Origin of the sequence: Arthrobacter rhombi, from assembly GCF_039526245.1 — a bacterium.
GTDB lineage: Bacteria > Actinomycetota > Actinomycetes > Actinomycetales > Micrococcaceae > Arthrobacter_H > Arthrobacter_H rhombi.
Genome location: NZ_BAAAIV010000010.1, coordinates 74413 through 89702 on the forward strand (window position 1 = coordinate 74413; position 15290 = coordinate 89702).

Annotated in this window: 16 protein-coding genes and 1 tRNA gene; 8 read left to right on the forward strand and 9 right to left on the reverse strand. The window is 69.1% G+C overall.

The window, feature by feature from the left end; translation table 11 throughout:
• The first annotated feature begins 133 nt into the window (after window positions 1-133).
• Both ABD088_RS08510 and ABD088_RS08515 read left to right on the forward strand, forming a co-directional pair.
• Window positions 134-1345 carry an acetyl-CoA C-acetyltransferase gene (locus tag ABD088_RS08510; RefSeq protein WP_343901470.1) on the forward strand — a complete coding sequence of 404 codons (1212 nt, stop codon included), beginning with the start codon at window positions 134-136 and terminating at the stop codon, window positions 1343-1345.
• A gap of 14 nt (window positions 1346-1359) precedes the next feature.
• Window positions 1360-2832, forward strand: a complete 1473-nt coding sequence (locus ABD088_RS08515) for an enoyl-CoA hydratase/isomerase family protein (protein WP_343901471.1) — start codon at window positions 1360-1362, stop codon at window positions 2830-2832.
• 21 nt (window positions 2833-2853) lie between these two features.
• On the opposite strand, the gene ABD088_RS08520 is transcribed toward ABD088_RS08515, so the two are convergent.
• Complete coding sequence (locus ABD088_RS08520; protein WP_343901473.1) at window positions 2854-3762, reverse strand: cation diffusion facilitator family transporter; 909 nt, start codon at window positions 3760-3762, stop codon at window positions 2854-2856.
• Window positions 3763-3871: 109 nt separating this feature from the next.
• Here ABD088_RS08520 and ABD088_RS08525 point away from each other — a divergent pair, with 109 nt between their 5' ends.
• The 3 genes from ABD088_RS08525 to ABD088_RS08535 all read left to right on the forward strand — a co-directional run bounded on the left by ABD088_RS08525 (window position 3872) and on the right by ABD088_RS08535 (window position 7687).
• Window positions 3872-5023: a N(5)-(carboxyethyl)ornithine synthase gene (locus ABD088_RS08525; RefSeq protein ID WP_343901474.1), complete on the forward strand. Its 1152-nt coding sequence runs from the start codon at window positions 3872-3874 to the stop codon at window positions 5021-5023.
• 79 nt (window positions 5024-5102) lie between these two features.
• Complete coding sequence (locus ABD088_RS08530) at window positions 5103-6311, forward strand: NAD(P)/FAD-dependent oxidoreductase (RefSeq protein ID WP_343901476.1); 1209 nt, start codon at window positions 5103-5105, stop codon at window positions 6309-6311.
• Window positions 6312-6454: 143 nt separating this feature from the next.
• Complete coding sequence (locus ABD088_RS08535) at window positions 6455-7687, forward strand: MFS transporter (protein ID WP_343901477.1); 1233 nt, start codon at window positions 6455-6457, stop codon at window positions 7685-7687.
• A gap of 89 nt (window positions 7688-7776) precedes the next feature.
• On the opposite strand, the gene ABD088_RS08540 is transcribed toward ABD088_RS08535, so the two are convergent.
• Together ABD088_RS08540 and ABD088_RS08545 are read right to left on the reverse strand one after the other, a co-directional pair.
• Complete coding sequence (locus ABD088_RS08540; protein ID WP_343901479.1) at window positions 7777-8148, reverse strand: VOC family protein; 372 nt, start codon at window positions 8146-8148, stop codon at window positions 7777-7779.
• 79 nt (window positions 8149-8227) lie between these two features.
• Window positions 8228-9409, reverse strand: a complete 1182-nt coding sequence (locus ABD088_RS08545; RefSeq protein ID WP_343901481.1) for an AI-2E family transporter — start codon at window positions 9407-9409, stop codon at window positions 8228-8230.
• 195 nt (window positions 9410-9604) lie between these two features.
• Here ABD088_RS08545 and ABD088_RS08550 point away from each other — a divergent pair.
• Both ABD088_RS08550 and ABD088_RS08555 read left to right on the forward strand, forming a co-directional pair.
• Window positions 9605-9680 (forward strand) — tRNA-Ala (locus ABD088_RS08550).
• Between the two features lie 91 nt (window positions 9681-9771).
• The gene (locus ABD088_RS08555; RefSeq protein WP_343901482.1) at window positions 9772-10689 is read left to right on the forward strand and encodes a ketopantoate reductase family protein; all 918 of its coding nucleotides are present in this window, start codon (window positions 9772-9774) and stop codon (window positions 10687-10689) included.
• A gap of 6 nt (window positions 10690-10695) precedes the next feature.
• Here ABD088_RS08555 and ABD088_RS08560 read toward each other — a convergent pair whose 3' ends face one another.
• On the reverse strand, window positions 10696-11439 hold the full coding sequence (locus ABD088_RS08560; protein ID WP_343901483.1) for a VOC family protein: 744 nt from the start codon (window positions 11437-11439) through the stop codon (window positions 10696-10698).
• A gap of 106 nt (window positions 11440-11545) precedes the next feature.
• Window positions 11546-12286 carry an SGNH/GDSL hydrolase family protein gene (locus tag ABD088_RS08565; protein WP_343901485.1) on the reverse strand — a complete coding sequence of 247 codons (741 nt, stop codon included), beginning with the start codon at window positions 12284-12286 and terminating at the stop codon, window positions 11546-11548.
• Window positions 12287-12470: 184 nt separating this feature from the next.
• On the opposite strand from ABD088_RS08565, the gene ABD088_RS08570 reads away from it, so the two are divergent.
• Window positions 12471-13157, forward strand: coding sequence for a Type 1 glutamine amidotransferase-like domain-containing protein (locus ABD088_RS08570; protein WP_343901486.1), 687 nt, complete (start codon window positions 12471-12473; stop codon window positions 13155-13157).
• A 52-nt stretch (window positions 13158-13209) separates the two neighbouring features.
• Here ABD088_RS08570 and ABD088_RS08575 read toward each other — a convergent pair whose 3' ends face one another.
• From ABD088_RS08575 to ABD088_RS08590, 4 genes are read right to left on the reverse strand one after another with little or no spacing between them, the layout of a single operon-like run.
• On the reverse strand, window positions 13210-13836 hold the full coding sequence (locus ABD088_RS08575; RefSeq protein WP_343901487.1) for a DUF2249 domain-containing protein: 627 nt from the start codon (window positions 13834-13836) through the stop codon (window positions 13210-13212).
• A gap of 14 nt (window positions 13837-13850) precedes the next feature.
• On the reverse strand, window positions 13851-14360 hold the full coding sequence (locus ABD088_RS08580; RefSeq protein WP_343901488.1) for an O-acetyl-ADP-ribose deacetylase: 510 nt from the start codon (window positions 14358-14360) through the stop codon (window positions 13851-13853).
• The gene (locus ABD088_RS08585) at window positions 14357-14755 is read right to left on the reverse strand and encodes a hypothetical protein (RefSeq protein WP_343901489.1); all 399 of its coding nucleotides are present in this window, start codon (window positions 14753-14755) and stop codon (window positions 14357-14359) included. Before ABD088_RS08585 ends, ABD088_RS08580 begins: the two co-directional genes overlap by 4 nt.
• A gap of 14 nt (window positions 14756-14769) precedes the next feature.
• Window positions 14770-15288 carry a methylated-DNA--[protein]-cysteine S-methyltransferase gene (locus ABD088_RS08590; protein ID WP_343901676.1) on the reverse strand — a complete coding sequence of 173 codons (519 nt, stop codon included), beginning with the start codon at window positions 15286-15288 and terminating at the stop codon, window positions 14770-14772.
• Between the last annotated feature and the right edge of the window lie 2 nt (window positions 15289-15290).

A 15290-nucleotide genomic window follows, 5' to 3' on the forward strand; every position in this document is an offset into this window, starting at 1 on the left:
GCCACGAGGCCGGGGACTGCTCAGGGGTTCCCCCGGGAGGCCGCCTCCGGTCCCCGGCGGTTGCGGCGGGTGGTTAGTATGGGCCGGGGATGCGACACCGATCACACCATCTGTCGAAGGGAGCCGATCCGGCATGCACAGCGAGGCCTACATCTACGACGCCGTGCGCACTCCGCGCGGACGCGGCCGCCACGGCGCCCTCCACGGAACCAAGCCCATCTCGCTGGTCACCGGTCTCATCGACGCCCTGCGTGAGCGCAATCCCGGACTCGACACGTCACGGATCGATGACCTGATCCTGGGGGTCGTCACACCGATCGGGGACCAAGGCGCCGATATCGCCCGCATCGCGGCGATTGCCGCAGGCCTGCCCGACACCGTGGGCGGTTTCCAGCTCAACCGCTTCTGCGCTTCCGGGCTGGAGGCCACCAACCTGGCAGCCGCCAAGATCCGGTCTGGGTGGGAACATCTGGTCATCGCCGGCGGCGTCGAATCGATGTCCCGGGTTCCCATTGGCACCGACGGTGGCGCCTGGGCCTTCGACCCGGCCACCAGTTTCGACACCTCCTACGTCCCGCAGGGCATCAGCGCCGACCTGATCGCCACGACCGAGGGATTCACCCGCGAGGATGTGGACACCTTCGCCGTCCGCTCCCAGCAGCGTGCCGCCGCGGCCTGGGACAACGGCCATTTTGCCCGGTCGGTCGTCCCGGTTCGTGACCAGAACGGGCTCACGATCCTGGACCATGACGAGCACATCCGCCGGGACACCACCGTCGAGACCCTGGGGGCCATCCGTCCTGCCTTCGCCCGCATGGGCCAGGACGGTGGATTCGACGCCGTCGCCCTGGAGAAATACCACTGGGTGGAGGGCATCGACCACGTCCATACCGGGGGCAACTCCTCGGGCATCGTCGACGGCGCAGCCCTGGTCCTGGTCGGTTCCGAGTCGGTCGGCCGCGACCTGGGCCTGGAACCCCGGGCGCGCATCGCTGCTGCGGCAGTCTCCGGGGCGGACCCGACCATCATGCTCACCGGCCCGACCCCCGCCACGCACAAGCTGCTGGCCACCGCCGGACTCACCCCTGCGGATATCGACCTCTGGGAAATCAACGAGGCCTTCGCCGCGGTGGCCCTGAAATACCAGCGTGACTTCGGGATCCCCGATGGGAAACTCAACGTCCACGGCGGCGCCATCGCCATGGGCCACCCGCTCGGCGCCACCGGGGCGATGATCCTGGGCACCATGGTCGATGAGCTTGAACGCACCGGACTGCACCGCGCCGTCGTCACCCTGTGCATTGGCGGCGGCATGGGCGTCGCCACCCTGATAGAACGCGTCTGAACCGGAGGATGGACATGGAAGAGCACGGCATCATCCGCGAAGAGGAGCACGACGGCGGAATCCTCACCTGGTACCTGGATGCCCCCGGGGCGGCGGTGAACCTGCTCGATGCGGAGTTCGTGGCCGCCCTGGGACACCGGCTTGATGGCGTCGACTCCCGACGCGCCGAGGACCCGGCCTCCGTGAAGGGCATCATCCTCACCTCCGCCAAGGAGAGCTTCTGTGCCAGCGCCGACCTGGAGATGATGGCAGCTGCCACTGAGCAAGACGCCGCCACGGTCCAGGAGCTGGCCGGTGGGCTGGCGACCCAGTTCCGCCGGATGGAGACCCTCGGGGTTCCGGTCGTCGCCGCGGTGAACGGCTCCGCGCTGGGCGGCGGGCTGGGTCTGGCGCTGGCGACCCACCACCGTATCGCCGTCGATGTGCCGGGGATCCGGTTCGGCCTGCCCGAGGTGGACTTCGGCATCAGCCCGGCCGCCGGCGGGGTGCTGCGTGCCGTCCGGTTGCTCGGCATCGAGCGGTCCCTCGACGAGCTGCTCCTGGGAGCCTCCATCATGGGCACGCAGGACGCCATCCAGCAAGGGATCATCGACGCGTCGGTCGACGACGAGGAAGAGCTGCTGCCGGCGGCCCGGCAGTGGATCCTGGAACATCCCGGGGCCGTCCAGCCCTGGGATGCCGAAGGCTACGAGATGCCCGGGGGCGCGCCCCGCATCCCGACCACCACCGGACCCAATCCCCTCACCGCTGTCCTGCAGTTCCTGCCGGCACGCCTGCGGGGACGGGTTGACGCGTTGCACAACCCGGCTACGCGGGCCATCCTGGCCGCGGCGGTGGAAGGGGCCCAGGTGGACATCGACACCGCCGCCCTCATCGAGGCGCGCTATTACACGCAGACGGTCATCTCCCCGGTCTCCAGCGCGATGATCGGGCTGCGCCACACCGACCGCAAGTCGGCAGGACCGCAGGCGATGGACGCGACCACCGGAGCCGTTCCCGACACGGCAACCGCCGCCGCTGGAGAGGCGACGTCGCCGACATCACCGGACGCCGCCGCCGACGGCGGGCCATTGGATCCGTCCCGACGCTCCGATCCGGATGCGGCCCGGCAGATGGTCACCGACCTCACGGAGGCCGCCCGGGCGACGGCACGCGAACTGGTCGCCGACGGCATGTCGGGGATCTCGGTGTCCCGCGCCGCCGTACAGGCAGGTTTCGCCTCGCCGCTCCTGCAGGCCATGGAAGAGGCCGCGCAGGAGGCGGAACGGGAGCGTGGAACCGTCGGCGGCGAAGGTACCGGGCGACGGGCACCGCTGGACACCGACGACGCCCAGCGGCGACTGCTCGTGGCCATCGCCGACGCGGGTCGCCGGCACCTGGCCGATCGGGACCCGGCGGCGGCCGCCGTGTTGAACATCGCCTCGGTTGATGGTGCAGGTTTTCCTGCGTGGACCGGTGGCATTGCCCGCTGGAGGGACGGGCAATAGCCGGTCATCCGACGGCCGACGCTAGAAGACCAGCGAGACCTCGTCGCTGACCGAGAGGGAGAGCACCGCCGTTTCGATGGCGTCATGGCCTTCGAGCTCGCGTTCGATCCTGCGCATCTGGCGGGCGACTTCCTCTTCGGGATCGTTGCCCACCAGGTCCACCTCAGCCACCAGGAAGAGGCGTCCGGGGCCGATGTATTCCAGGTGCAGGTAGGTGACCCGGTTGACCTCCTCATGGTCCTGCAGGGCGCGTCCCACTTTGCTGCGGATCTCCGGCGTTGAGCTGGCCCCGACGAGGAAGTGCCGGTTGCGGTCGATCAGCACCAGGGCCACGACGCCGAGCAGGACGCCGATGACCACCGACCCCAGGGCGTCCCAGAGGCCATTGCCGGTCACGAGGTGGAGGTAGATGCCGGCAGCTGCAACGATGAGGCCGACCAGGGCAGCGAAGTCCTCGGCCACCACGGCACGCAGCGTGGTGTTGGAGGTGCGCAGGACCAACTTCACGACCGAGGTTCCCGCCTCCCGGGCCTGCCGCCGGGCCTGCACGACCGCCTGGGTGAAGGAGGCGCCCTCCAGCACGAAGGCGATGCCCAGCACGAGGAAGGAGAGCCCGGGGGATTCAACCGGGGCCGGATTCGTCAGTTCCTGGATGCCGTGCATGACGGAGAACACCGCACCTGCCGTGAAGATGCCCACGGCCGCGAACATCGACCACACGTAGGCTTCGCGTCCGTGCCCCAGCGGATGCCGGTCGTCCTTGGGGCGCGCCGACTTCCGGTCGGCGATCAGCAGGAAGATCTCGTTGCTGGCGTCGGCCCAGGAGTGTGCTGCCTCGGCCGCCATGGAGGCGGAACCGGTGATCAGGGTGACGACGCTCTTGGCGATCGCGACCAGGATATTGGCGCAGAAGGCGATGATGACTGTCATGTGCAGGACTCCATGGCGACAGTGTATGGCCCGGGGGAGAGAGGGCGACAGCGCCGGTGTAGCGTAAGGCACACGGCGCCACGGAGGCGCCCCGAAACGGATGTGCATCATGGCAACACCGAACAAACCCGTCCTGGGTGTCCTGGGCAAGTCCCGCAAGATCGACGAACACCGCGTCCCGATCCACCCGGCCCACCTGGAACGGATCGACCCCGGGGTGCGCGATCGTCTGCTCCTCGAGGAAGGCTACGGGGAACGGTTCGGCTATTCGGATGCCGATCTCGGGGCGCTGGTGCGCCAGGTCGCCCCCCGGCAGCAGGTCATCGATGCCTCCGATACGGTGCTGCTGGCCAAGCCGCAGGCCAGGGACCTCGAGGACCTGCATGAGGGGCAGACGCTGTGGGGGTGGCCGCATTGCGTCCAGGACCGCGAGCTGACCCAACTCGCCATCGACAAGCGCCTGTCCCTGATCGCCTTCGAGGCGATGAACCACTGGGCCAGCGACGGCGGGTTCTCCCTGCACGTGTTCCACAAGAACAACGAACTGGCCGGCTACAGCTCCGTCATCCACGCCATGGGGCTTGCCGGGATCACCGGGGACTACGGCCGGCGTCTGACCGCCGTCGTCATCGGTTTCGGGGCCACCGCCCGGGGAGCGGTGACCGCGTTGAAGGCCCACGGCGTCCTGGACGTCCGGGTGCTCACCAACCGCAAGGTCGCCTCCGTGGCCTCCCCGATCCACTCGGCCCAGATGATCCAGTTCGACCACGACGGCGGCCCGTACCTCAGTGAGGTCATCACCGATGACCGCGGGAGGGTCCCGCTGGCTCCGTTCCTGGCCGAAAGCGACATCGTGGTGAACTGCACCCTGCAGGACCCCAACGACCCGCTGCTCTACCTGCGGACCGAGGACCTGGCGGCCTTCAGCCCGGGCAGCCTGATCGTCGACGTCTCCTGCGACGCCGGCATGGCGTTCGACTGGGCACGGCCGACGAGCTTCGCCGACCCGATGTTCACCGTCGGGAAAAACATCGACTACTACGCCGTGGACCACAGCCCGTCCTACCTGTGGAATTCCGCCAGCTGGGAAATCAGCGAAGCAGTCCTGCCCTTCCTGGACCTCGTCATGAGCGGACCCGCGGCGTGGAAGGACAGCGAGACCCTCACCCGGGCGATCGAGGTGCGCGACGGCGTCGTGGTCAATCCGGCCATCCTCGAGTTCCAGCAACGCAGGCCCGAGTACCCGCACCTGCCCCGCTGATTCTTGCCCGGGACGGGCGGCGGGCCTACGTTGGGTGCAAGGCCCCCAGCCGGGGACACGAGGCATCCAGGAGGCAGCCATGGCAGCATCGGACGGCACGGTCATCATCGGCGGGGGACTGGCAGCAGCCCACGCGGTCGAGACCCTGCGTGAGCACGGATATCCACGCAGCATCACGGTCATCGCCGACGAGGCCACCGCCCCGTATGAGCGGCCCCCGCTGTCCAAGGACTACCTGCAGGGCAAACAGGAGGCCGAGGCGGCGATCGTGCACGACACCGACTGGTACGCCGACCATGACGTCGCGCTCATGCTGGGCGAACGCGCGACCTCGATCGACCGGGCCGGGCACACCGTGGCCCTGGCCTCCGGGGGAGAGGTCGCCTACGGCCAGCTGCTGCTCGCCACCGGCGCCGAATCCCGCCGCCTGCATCTGCAGGGAGCCGGACTGCCCGGGGTGTTCATGCTGCGCCGGCTGGGTGAGGCGCAAAGCCTCAAGCAGGCCTTCACCCCGGGCGGGCGCCTGGCCATCGTCGGCGCCGGCTGGGTCGGGTTGGAAGTCGCGGCCAGCGCCAAGCAGGCGGGCATGGACGTGACCGTGGTCGCCCCCAGCAGCCCACCGCTGGGAAACATCCTCGGTGACGAGGTGGGGGAGCACTTTGCCGACCTGCATCGCAGCCAGGGGGTGCACCTGCGGCTGGGTGTCCAGGTGACCGGCATCATCGAGGCCGAGGGGCGGGCCGCGGGACTGGTGACCTCCGACGGCGAGGTGCCGGCCGACGTCGTGCTCATTGCCGTGGGCGCCACTCCTGCAGTGGAGCTGGCCCAGGCGGCCGGTCTGGACACGGACAACGGGGTGCTCGTGGACAGTGCCCTGCGCACCAGCGACCCGGACATCCTCGCGGCCGGCGACGTGGCCAATGCCGAGCACACCGAGCTGGGCCGGTTGCGCGTGGAGCATTGGGACAACGCCATCCGGCAGGGCGAGCTCGCCGCGAAGACCATCCTGGGGCACACCGACCGCTACGACTGGCAGCCCTACTTCTTCACCGACCAGTTCGACCTGGGCATGGAATACGTGGGCCATGCCGGCCCGGACGCGCGTACCGTCATCCGCGGCGACCTGGACGATGGCGAGTTCATCGCCTTCTGGCTGGAGGACGGTGTGGTCACCGCGGCGATGAACGTGAACATCTGGGACGTCAACGACACGCTGCGCGGACTGTTGGGCCGGGCGCTGGACGCAGACCAGTTGGCCGACGGGGATGTGCCGCTGGAGGACCTGTGATCCACGGCGCAGCGACAGACTCGATGCGGAGGGAATGAACCCGGTTCCCTAGACTGTTGTCCTCGGTACGCGCCACGGAAGGCAATGAGGCACCTGGCCGGTGACCAAGACCGCACCATGCTCTCGAAGGTAGGAACCCCCGCATGACCACTCCGCCACGCACCACCCTGCTCTCCGGCCGACCGCTGGTGATCGCCATGGTCGCCCTGGCACTGGGCGGGTTCGGCATCGGGACAACCGAATTCTCCATCATGGGGCTGTTGCAGGAGGGCGCCGCCGACCTGGGGGTCGGCAACGCCGACATGGGGTTGATGATCTCGGCCTACGCGCTCGGCGTGGTGGTCGGGGCGCCCCTGCTGACTGCCCTGGGCGCCCGGGTGGCCCACAAGACGATGGTCTCCTGGCTGATGGTGCTCTTCACGGTCGCGAACTTCTCCTCCTTCCTGGCCCCGACGTATGACTCCATGCTGGTGACCCGCTTCCTGTCCGGGCTGCCGCACGGCGCCTACTTCGGCCTCGCGGCGATCCTGGCCGGGAACCTGGTGCCCGCCACGATGCGCGGGCGGGCCATCGCCTGGGTGATGATGGGCCTGTCGGTGGCCAACGTCCTGGGGGTCCCGGCGGTGACCTGGCTCGGCCAGCAGATGGGGTGGCGCTGGATGTTCGCCTCCGTGGCCCTCATCGGAGTGCTCACCCTCATCTCCATCCGCATCTGGGTCCCCTTCAACCCCATCCACGAAGGGGCCAGCATCCGCAAGGAACTCACCGCCCTGCGCAGCGGACGGGTCTGGATGGCCATGGCCACCGGCATCGTGGGCTTTGGCGGGTTCTTCGCCGTCTACTCCTACATCAGCCCGACCCTGACCGATGTGACCGGCCTGCAGGCCGCTGCGGTTCCGCTGGTCCTGGGCCTGTACGGCATCGGCATGGTCTTCGGGAACCTGCTCGGCGGCCGGCTGGCCGACTGGTCGGTGCACGGGAGCATCTACATCGCCACGATCGCCATGGTCGTGTTCATGAGCGCCTTCGGGCTGCTCTCGCCCTACCCGGTACCGGCGCTGATCCTGGTCTTCATCCTCGGCGGCACCGGATCGATCCTGGTGCCGAGCCTGCAGGCACTGCTCATGGACTCCGCGCCGAAGGCACAATCGCTGGCTGCCTCGTTGAACCACTCGGCGCTGAACATCGCCAACGCCCTCGGCGCCGCGCTGGGCGCAGCGGTCATCAAACTCGGGTTCGGGTACCAGGCCCCGGCCTTCCTCGGCGCCGGCCTGGCGCTGCTGGGGTTGTGCCTGGCGCTGCTGACCGCGCGGGTCTTCAAGGCACGCGCCGCAGCAGATGCCCGGGCCGCGGAGCAGGCCACCGAACTGGCCTGACCCGCTGCCCGGGCACTGCCGGACGGTGGGTCAGCCGGCGTCCTGCGGGGCCGTGATGTTGAACATCCAGCCGACACCGAACTTGTCGGTCAGCTGTCCGAAGGAGTCGCCCCAGGGGGCCTTCTCCAGCGGCATGGTGATGGTCGCACCGGCGGAGAGCTTGTCCCACCATCCTTGCAGTGTCTGGGCGTCCTGGCCCCGGTTCCGTCGGAACTCAATGCCGTGGTGCCGTTGGGGTCGACCCGGTGGCCGTCGCCGGAGTCGCTGCCCATCAGATGGATGCCGCGCTCGACGTAGAGCGAGGAGTGCATGATCTTCTGGCCCTGCTCGGGGTCCTTCTCGCCCATGCCGTCGGCGAACGTCAACACGCTCAATTCGCCGCCGAACACGGTGTTGTAGAACTCCATGGCCTCGCGCGCATTGCCGCCAAAGCTCAGGTACGGGGTCAATCCGATACTCATGATGCTGCCCTTCGGTTGGATGTGGGCGCGGTGGCACCCGAGGCCATTCTTGCCGCAGGGTCCGACCGTTGGGAAGAGGTCAGCGGATCTCGTCGTGGCCTTCGCGTGCTGCCGGTGCCTGTTCCTCCGGGGGAGGCTCCGCCGTCGTATTGGCCTCTGCGGTCGGGGCGACCGCTCGACGGGTGCGTGCGGGCTTCGGGCGCGGGGGTGCCTGGCTGGAAATGAGCACGTTGATCCACCGGGCCTTCGGGTCGGCGTCGACGAGGAGCGCCTTGAGCAGCAGGGTTGCCGGCAAGGCCAGCAGGGCGCCGAGCCAGCCGAAGACCCAGTACCAGAACAGCAGCGAGAGGAACGAGACGGTGGGGGTGACGCCGACGGACTGACCGGTGAACTTGGGCTGGATGATCGACTGCACGGTGAAGTTCAGCAGGCTGTAGGCCGCGACGACGGCGATCGCCGGTCCGGGGCCGCCATCGAGCAGGGCCAGCAGGGCCGGGGGGACCAGGCCGATGACGAAGCCGATGTTGGGGATGTAGTTGGTCAGGAAGGCCAGCACGCCCCAGACCCAGATCAGTTCGATGCCCAGGACCGCCAGGACCCAGACGTCGAGCAGGGCGACGATGAGGCCGAACACGGTGGTGACGACCCAGTAGCGGCGCACCCCCTGGCTGAAGGACATGATGGCCTCGGTGAACCGGGGGTTGATCCCGGAGATCGCGGCCAGCCGGCGGCGGATCTGGGTGGAATCCATGCCGAGGAAGAACACGGTCATCACCACGGTGGCCAGCAGCGACATGACGGAGGAGACGTTGTTCAGCAGCGGCCGCACCACATTGACGATGCTGCCGGCATTGATCGACTTGAGCTGGTCGACGAGCATCGATTCGCTGATGCCCAGGGTGCCCAGCCAGGCCGAGAGGTTCACCCAGAGGTCGATGAACTCCTTGTTGTAGCGGGGCAGGGCGAGGAGTAGTTCACTGCCAGCCCAGGCCGTGGCGCCGAGGAACACCAGGAGCAGCACCAGGACGATGAGGACCGTCAGGACGGCTGCCAGATAGCGGTGGATGACGCGGGACATCAGCTGTTGCAGCGGATAGGCCACGATCATCAGGTTCAGACCCAGGAAGACCGGGGCCACGATGCTGGACAGACCCTGGAAGAAGTGCAGGGTCACTGCCAGCCCGGCGAGACCGAGGCAGATGAGGACGAATCGCGGCATCGGCGCCTTGGGTTCGGCGGCCGGCGCCGGATTGTTGGCCATGGTCGGTTCCATGTGTTGGTGGTTCCCCCTGCTGTTGTTCGGATACCAGCTTACGGCGGGGCCCACGGCGGGGGGCATCGGTCCAGGGGATGAGATCGCGCCATGGGGGTTGGCCCGATTGGCGCAGGGTGGCCCGGGTGCTGTAGATTATTAAATCGTCCCGGACGTCGAAAGACGCCGCCGGGGACATCCTGCGGGGGTATGGCGCAGTTGGTAGCGCGTCTGCATGGCATGCAGAAGGTCAGGGGTTCGAATCCCCTTACCTCCACCACAGGAAAAGGGCTTTCCGGTTCGCCGGGAGGCCCTTTTCGTTTGCCCGTCACCGAGTTCGTCCGGGGTACCGGCCGGGGCGAGAATGAACTATGAGGATTCTGGTGGTGGGAGCCGGCGCGACCGGTGGGGCATTCGGCGCGCGACTGCAGGAAGCCGGACGCGACGTCACGTTCCTGGTCCGGCCGAAACGGGCCGGGAAACTGCGGCGCGACGGCCTTCGGTTCATCTCACCGGAGGATGACCGGACGCTGCCGGTGCACGTCCTCACCGCCGACGAAGACGCCGACCCATTTGACCTCGTCATCATCGCCGTGAAGGCCACCGGGCTTGAGACGGCCCTGCAGGACGCGACCCCGTTCATCGGGTCCGGCACCACCGTGCTGCCCTTCCTCAACGGCATGCGCCACGTGGACCTGATCCGGGCACTGCCGGTCGGCGTCCCGCTGGGCGGGCTGGTGAAGATCGTCGCGACCCTCGATGGCGAGGACTCCGTCGTGCAGATGACCTCCCTGGCCACGATGACCATCGGGACCTTCGACGGGGCGCCCGTGCCCGAGGCGCTCCTGGACCTGCTCCGGGTGCCAGGCGTCGACCTCACCGAAAGCGGGAACGTCCTCCATGCCCTCTGGGACAAGTGGGCCTTCATCGCGGCGGCCGGCGTGGTCACCTGCCTGTTCCGCAACTCCGTGGGCAACATCCTCGAGGCCGGGGGCCGGGACCACATCCAGGCCGCCATCGCGGAAACCGAAGCCGTGGCCCGGGCCGCGGGATACCCCACGACCGACGCCGGCCACCAGCAATCCGTCGGTCTGCTCATGGAGCCCGGATCGGCGTTCACGTCGTCGCTCTACCGCGATGTGGCCGCCGGGAACGCCACGGAGTCCGAACACATCCTGGGGGATCTGCAGGCCCGGGCCCGTCGGCTGGCCGTCGATACCCCGTTGCTCGACGTGACGCTCGTGCAGATCCGCGCCGGCGAACTGAAGGTGCACGACGCCGGAGCCTGAGCGGCGCTAGCGGAGGCCCGTTGGCAGGACCGTGAACTCGTTTCCATCGGGATCGGCCAGGACGGCGCATCCGTCATCCCCGACGTCGATACGTGACGCACCCAGGGACGTCAGACGCCGGACCTCCGTGGGCACGTCGTTGGTCGTCGGTGAGACCACGAACCGTAACCGGTCACGTCCGTGCCGAGGCATCAGCGGCGGACCGCTCCATGTGACCTTCGACCCGCCGCTGGGCGCCTGGATGACGGTCTCCTGGTCCTGATCCCAGACAAGCGGCCATCCCAGCGCGCTGTGCCAGAAGTACCCCAGGGCCTGCGTCCCATCACAGTTGACGGCGCCCACGAGGTCGGTGCCGGCCAGGAACTGGTTGCCCGGTTCAATGATGCAGAACTCATTGCCTTCCGGGTCGGCGAACACGACGTGGGGCTCATCGGGGCGTTGGCCGATATCCACCTGCCGGGCACCCAGGGCGATCGCCCGGTCGAGCAGCTTCTGGTGTGCATCGCGCGATGAGCTCGCCAGGTCGAGATGGATCCGGTTCTGGCCCGACTTCGGCTCGGAGGCCGGGACAAAGGCGATGCGGAACCCGGAACCGCCATCGGGGATCTCGCCGGCATCGCCCAGGGGCCGGCCCAGGAGCGTCGACCAGAACCGGGCGAGCTGCCGGGGCTCCAGGGCGTCCCAGTCGAGACCCACGAATGCCAGGGGCAGCGCCTGCGGGGACATCCCGGCCATTCGAGCGTCCTTCATGACTGTCACCTTCCTGGTGTGGAGCCAACGTCCGCATGGCCACGAACGGTGGGCGGCATGGCCCACAACGTACGCCCGCCGGGCCCGGAGGAGAAGACCGGGTACGTTACCGGGTGGGCCCCGAGCGCAGCCCGGACAGCACCCGGTCGGCGATCGCCCGGTGCCCGTCCGGGCCGACATGGATGCGGTCGGGCTGCACCATGCCCGGGACGACAACAGGTGGATCGAGCAACGAGATGTGTGTTCCGCCGATGCGGTGGACCGCGTTCGAGACGGCACGGTCCATGCGCCGGGCCAGCGGGTCGTTGCCGGTCGGCCAGCTGGGACCCACCCCGATGACCCGTGCCGACGGGAACAGCGTTGCGGCCCGGCGGTAGGTCAGGGTGATGGCCCGTTCCCCGGCCGCCGGATCCGCCGTGTAGGCTGCCGCATCGTTCTGGCCGCCCGCGATGACCACGACGTCGGGATCCAGCCCCTGGGCGGCAACGATCCGCAGCTGGTCCGCATAGCGCGGGCAGTGGGGTTGGCGGCAGGCGACGTGGGGCGGGACCCGCAGGTACCCCGTCCCGCCCAGCGCCCGGTTCTGCTCCGTCCACCCCAGGTCGGCGGACACCAACGAGGTCCAGCGCTGGTCGTTGCCCGCGACGCCGACACCGTACGAATACGAGTCGCCGATGAACAACGCGGTCGATCCCGGCGGCAGTGCCTCGGCAGCCGACCCGGGTTCGGGCCGCGGCGTGGGGGAGGCCTGCTCGCGGGGAACCAGGGCCAGCACCACGACCAGGACCACTATGCCGAGGACGGCTGCGCCGGCCACGAGCCGTCGCCGTCGTGCAGTGGTCTTCATGAATGGGCGCCTTCCGGGGGTCATGCCGTCGGCGACGTTACCGACCGTGGCCGACGCCCCGGTAGCCATCGGGTGGCCACCGCGTGAACACGGCTCACGTGGTGTTGTGCGGGACCGCGCCGGAGGCTATCGTGCCGGACAGGCAGTGCAGCGGCCAGGCCAGGTTCCGGAAGGACGACACGTCATGAAATTCCTGCTCACCTCTGCGGGCATCACCAACCAGGGCATCGCCGACGCGTTGGCCGGGTTGCTGGGCAAACCCCTCGGGGAATGCCGGGCGCTGGTCATCCCCACGGCCATCTATTCATTCCCCGACGGCGCCGAGAAGGCGTGGCAGGCGATCTCCGGCACGGCGGAGAATCCCCTGTGCGGGCTGGGCTGGAAGTCAGTGGGGGTGCTGGAACTGACCGCCCTGCCGACCATTCGGGAGGACACCTGGATGCCCGCGGTCCGGGACGCGGACGCGTTGCTCGTCTGGGGAGGCGACGTGCTCTACCTGTGTCATTGGATGCGGCGGTCCGGGCTGGCGGACCTGCTGCCCTCGCTGGAGCGGACCGTCTATGTGGGAATGAGTGCCGGGAGCATCGCGGTGACACCGTACAACTGCGATGCGGAGTTCGACCTGCAGTTCGTGCCGGAGGGCGATGGCCGGGGCGCGGAAGCCGAACGCGGCCTCGGCCTGGTCGACTTCACCTTGTACCCGCACCTGGGGAGCCCCGACATGCCGGACACCACCGAGGAGAACATCGGCCGCTGGGCGGCGGGCATCCCGGTCCCGACCTACGCCATCGACGACCAGACGGCCATCCGCGTGGAGGCGGGGAGGGTCGACGTGGTGTCCGAGGGGTCGTGGCGGCTGTTCACCCCTTGAAGCCCGGCAGGCCTCCCGGCTTCATCGGCGTGTGTCTCCGGGACGGGGCCGTTCACTTCCCGTCGGCCAGCCGGGTCGGCTGCAGCAGCAGTGACTGCCGGCGCTGGTGCACGGTCAGGTAGCGCAACCCTTCGGGGCCGGCGGTGAAGGCGCGGCGGGAGCGGCGCGGCAACCAGACCAGGGCGCCGGGCTCCAGGTCCACATCGCCCCGCTCGGTGGCCAGCGTCCCGGATCCGCCGAGGACGTGGATCATCACGTCGAGCTCCGGCCCGGCGAACGGGTCGATGGTTCCGCCGGGGCCCAGCGCGATGATGTTCGAGTCCAGGTCGCGCTCGCGCACCGGCACGTTCCAGACGGCACCGGAAACCTCGGGGTCCCCCGTCTGCGCCGCCACATCGTTGGTGTTGAGCAGGATCCTGGGTAGCGGCGTGCTGGCGAGCTTGGTGATCCGGATCCGCCAGGCGCCCTCCGCCGTGTCCAGGTAGTCCCATCCGTGGCTACCGGGATGGTCGGCCTCGAACTCCTCGCGCAGGTGCAGCGGGTCGTGGTCGTTGACCAGGACGAAGGAGCCGCCCACCGGGAGCTTGCCGTAGGCGGCGAAGATCGCCGGGTGGCGCTGGGGTTTCGGCAGTTCCCTGGCGTCGAGTTCCGGAACGGCGGTGGGGTCGGTGGCTGGCATGGATGGGTGCTCCTTCATTGTGTGCGGGCTTCCACGGCTGCGGATACCCGGTGGTAGTCGGCGGTCGAGTAGGCGACCAGCAGGACGCGCTCGACGGCGCTGGTGGTCCCGGTGATGGCCTCGACGGCCGCCGCCACCGCATCGTCCGGCGGCCAGGCGTAGACGCCGGCGCTGATCAGCGGGAAGGCGACGGACCGGGCGCCGAGCTCGTCGGCTACCTCGAGGCTGCGCCGGTAGCAGGACAGCAACAGCGAGCGGTCGCGCTCGCCGGCGCCGTAGTTCGGCCCCACGGTGTGGATGACCCACCGTGCAGGCAGCCGCCCGGCCGTGGTCCACCCGGCATCGCCGGTGGCCAGCCCGTGGGGGAACCGGGAGACGCAGTCTGCCAGGACCGTGGGGCCCCCGGCCCGGTGGATGGCCCCGTCGACGCCGCCCCCACCCCGCATGGCGGTGTTCGCGGCGTTGACGACGGCGTCGACCTGCTGGGCGGTGATGTCGCCGTGGTCGGCTGTCAAGGTGGTCATGGCCGCTCCTGTCCTCCCACCCAGTCCACCACCGGGGGGATCGTCGCGAAGACCGCACCGCCGTCGTCCTCGTGGAACAACGTGATGTAGGGCCGCTCGGCCGGCTTGAACAGGCGCTCGTAGGACCCGGCGCCGCGTCCGCCACCGACGACGACGACGGCACTGTTCCGCTCCGGGGCGATCGCCCGGGCCAGGACGATCCCATGGAGCCGCCCAAAACGCGGTGGCCCGACGAGGACCAGGGCGTCGTAGAAGATGATGTCGTTCGCCGCGGCGTCACGGACCTGGATCCGCTCGGCGAGATGACCTGCGGCCCGCAGCGCGTCCTCCAGGGCCTGGGCGTAGGCGCTGGTCGGTGCGTGGCGGGCGTAGTAGACGATCGCGATGGTGCGCATGGTTCCTCCTGACTTCAGAACAACGCTGGTTGGTCCTCGGCCGGGGGCAGGACGCCCTCGAGCCGGAGGAGGAAGAGCTTGCGGTCGATCCCGCCGCCGTACCCGGTCAGGGATCCGTCGGAACCGATGACGCGGTGGCACGGGACGATGATCGAGATCGGGTTGCGCCCATTGGCGGAGCCGACAGCACGGGTCAGATGCCGGTCCCCCAGCTCGGCCGCCAGCTGGCCGTAGCTGCGCGTGGTCCCGTACGGGATGGCCGCCAGGCGCTCCCAGACCCGGTGCTGGAAATCGGAGCCCGGGGGATCCAGCGGCACCGAGAACGTCGTGCGGGTTCCCGCGAAGTAGCCGCGCAGCTGGTCCATGGCCTGGACGATGACCTCCGGTATCGCGGTCCCGGATACTTCGTTCCCCTCCGGCGGACCGGGCGGGAGGTGGGCGTGGTTTTCCATGTGCACGGCGCTCAGGCCCCGCTCGGTGGCCGTGAGCCGCAGCCGTCCGATCGGCGACTCCAGATGCGCATACACGACCATCA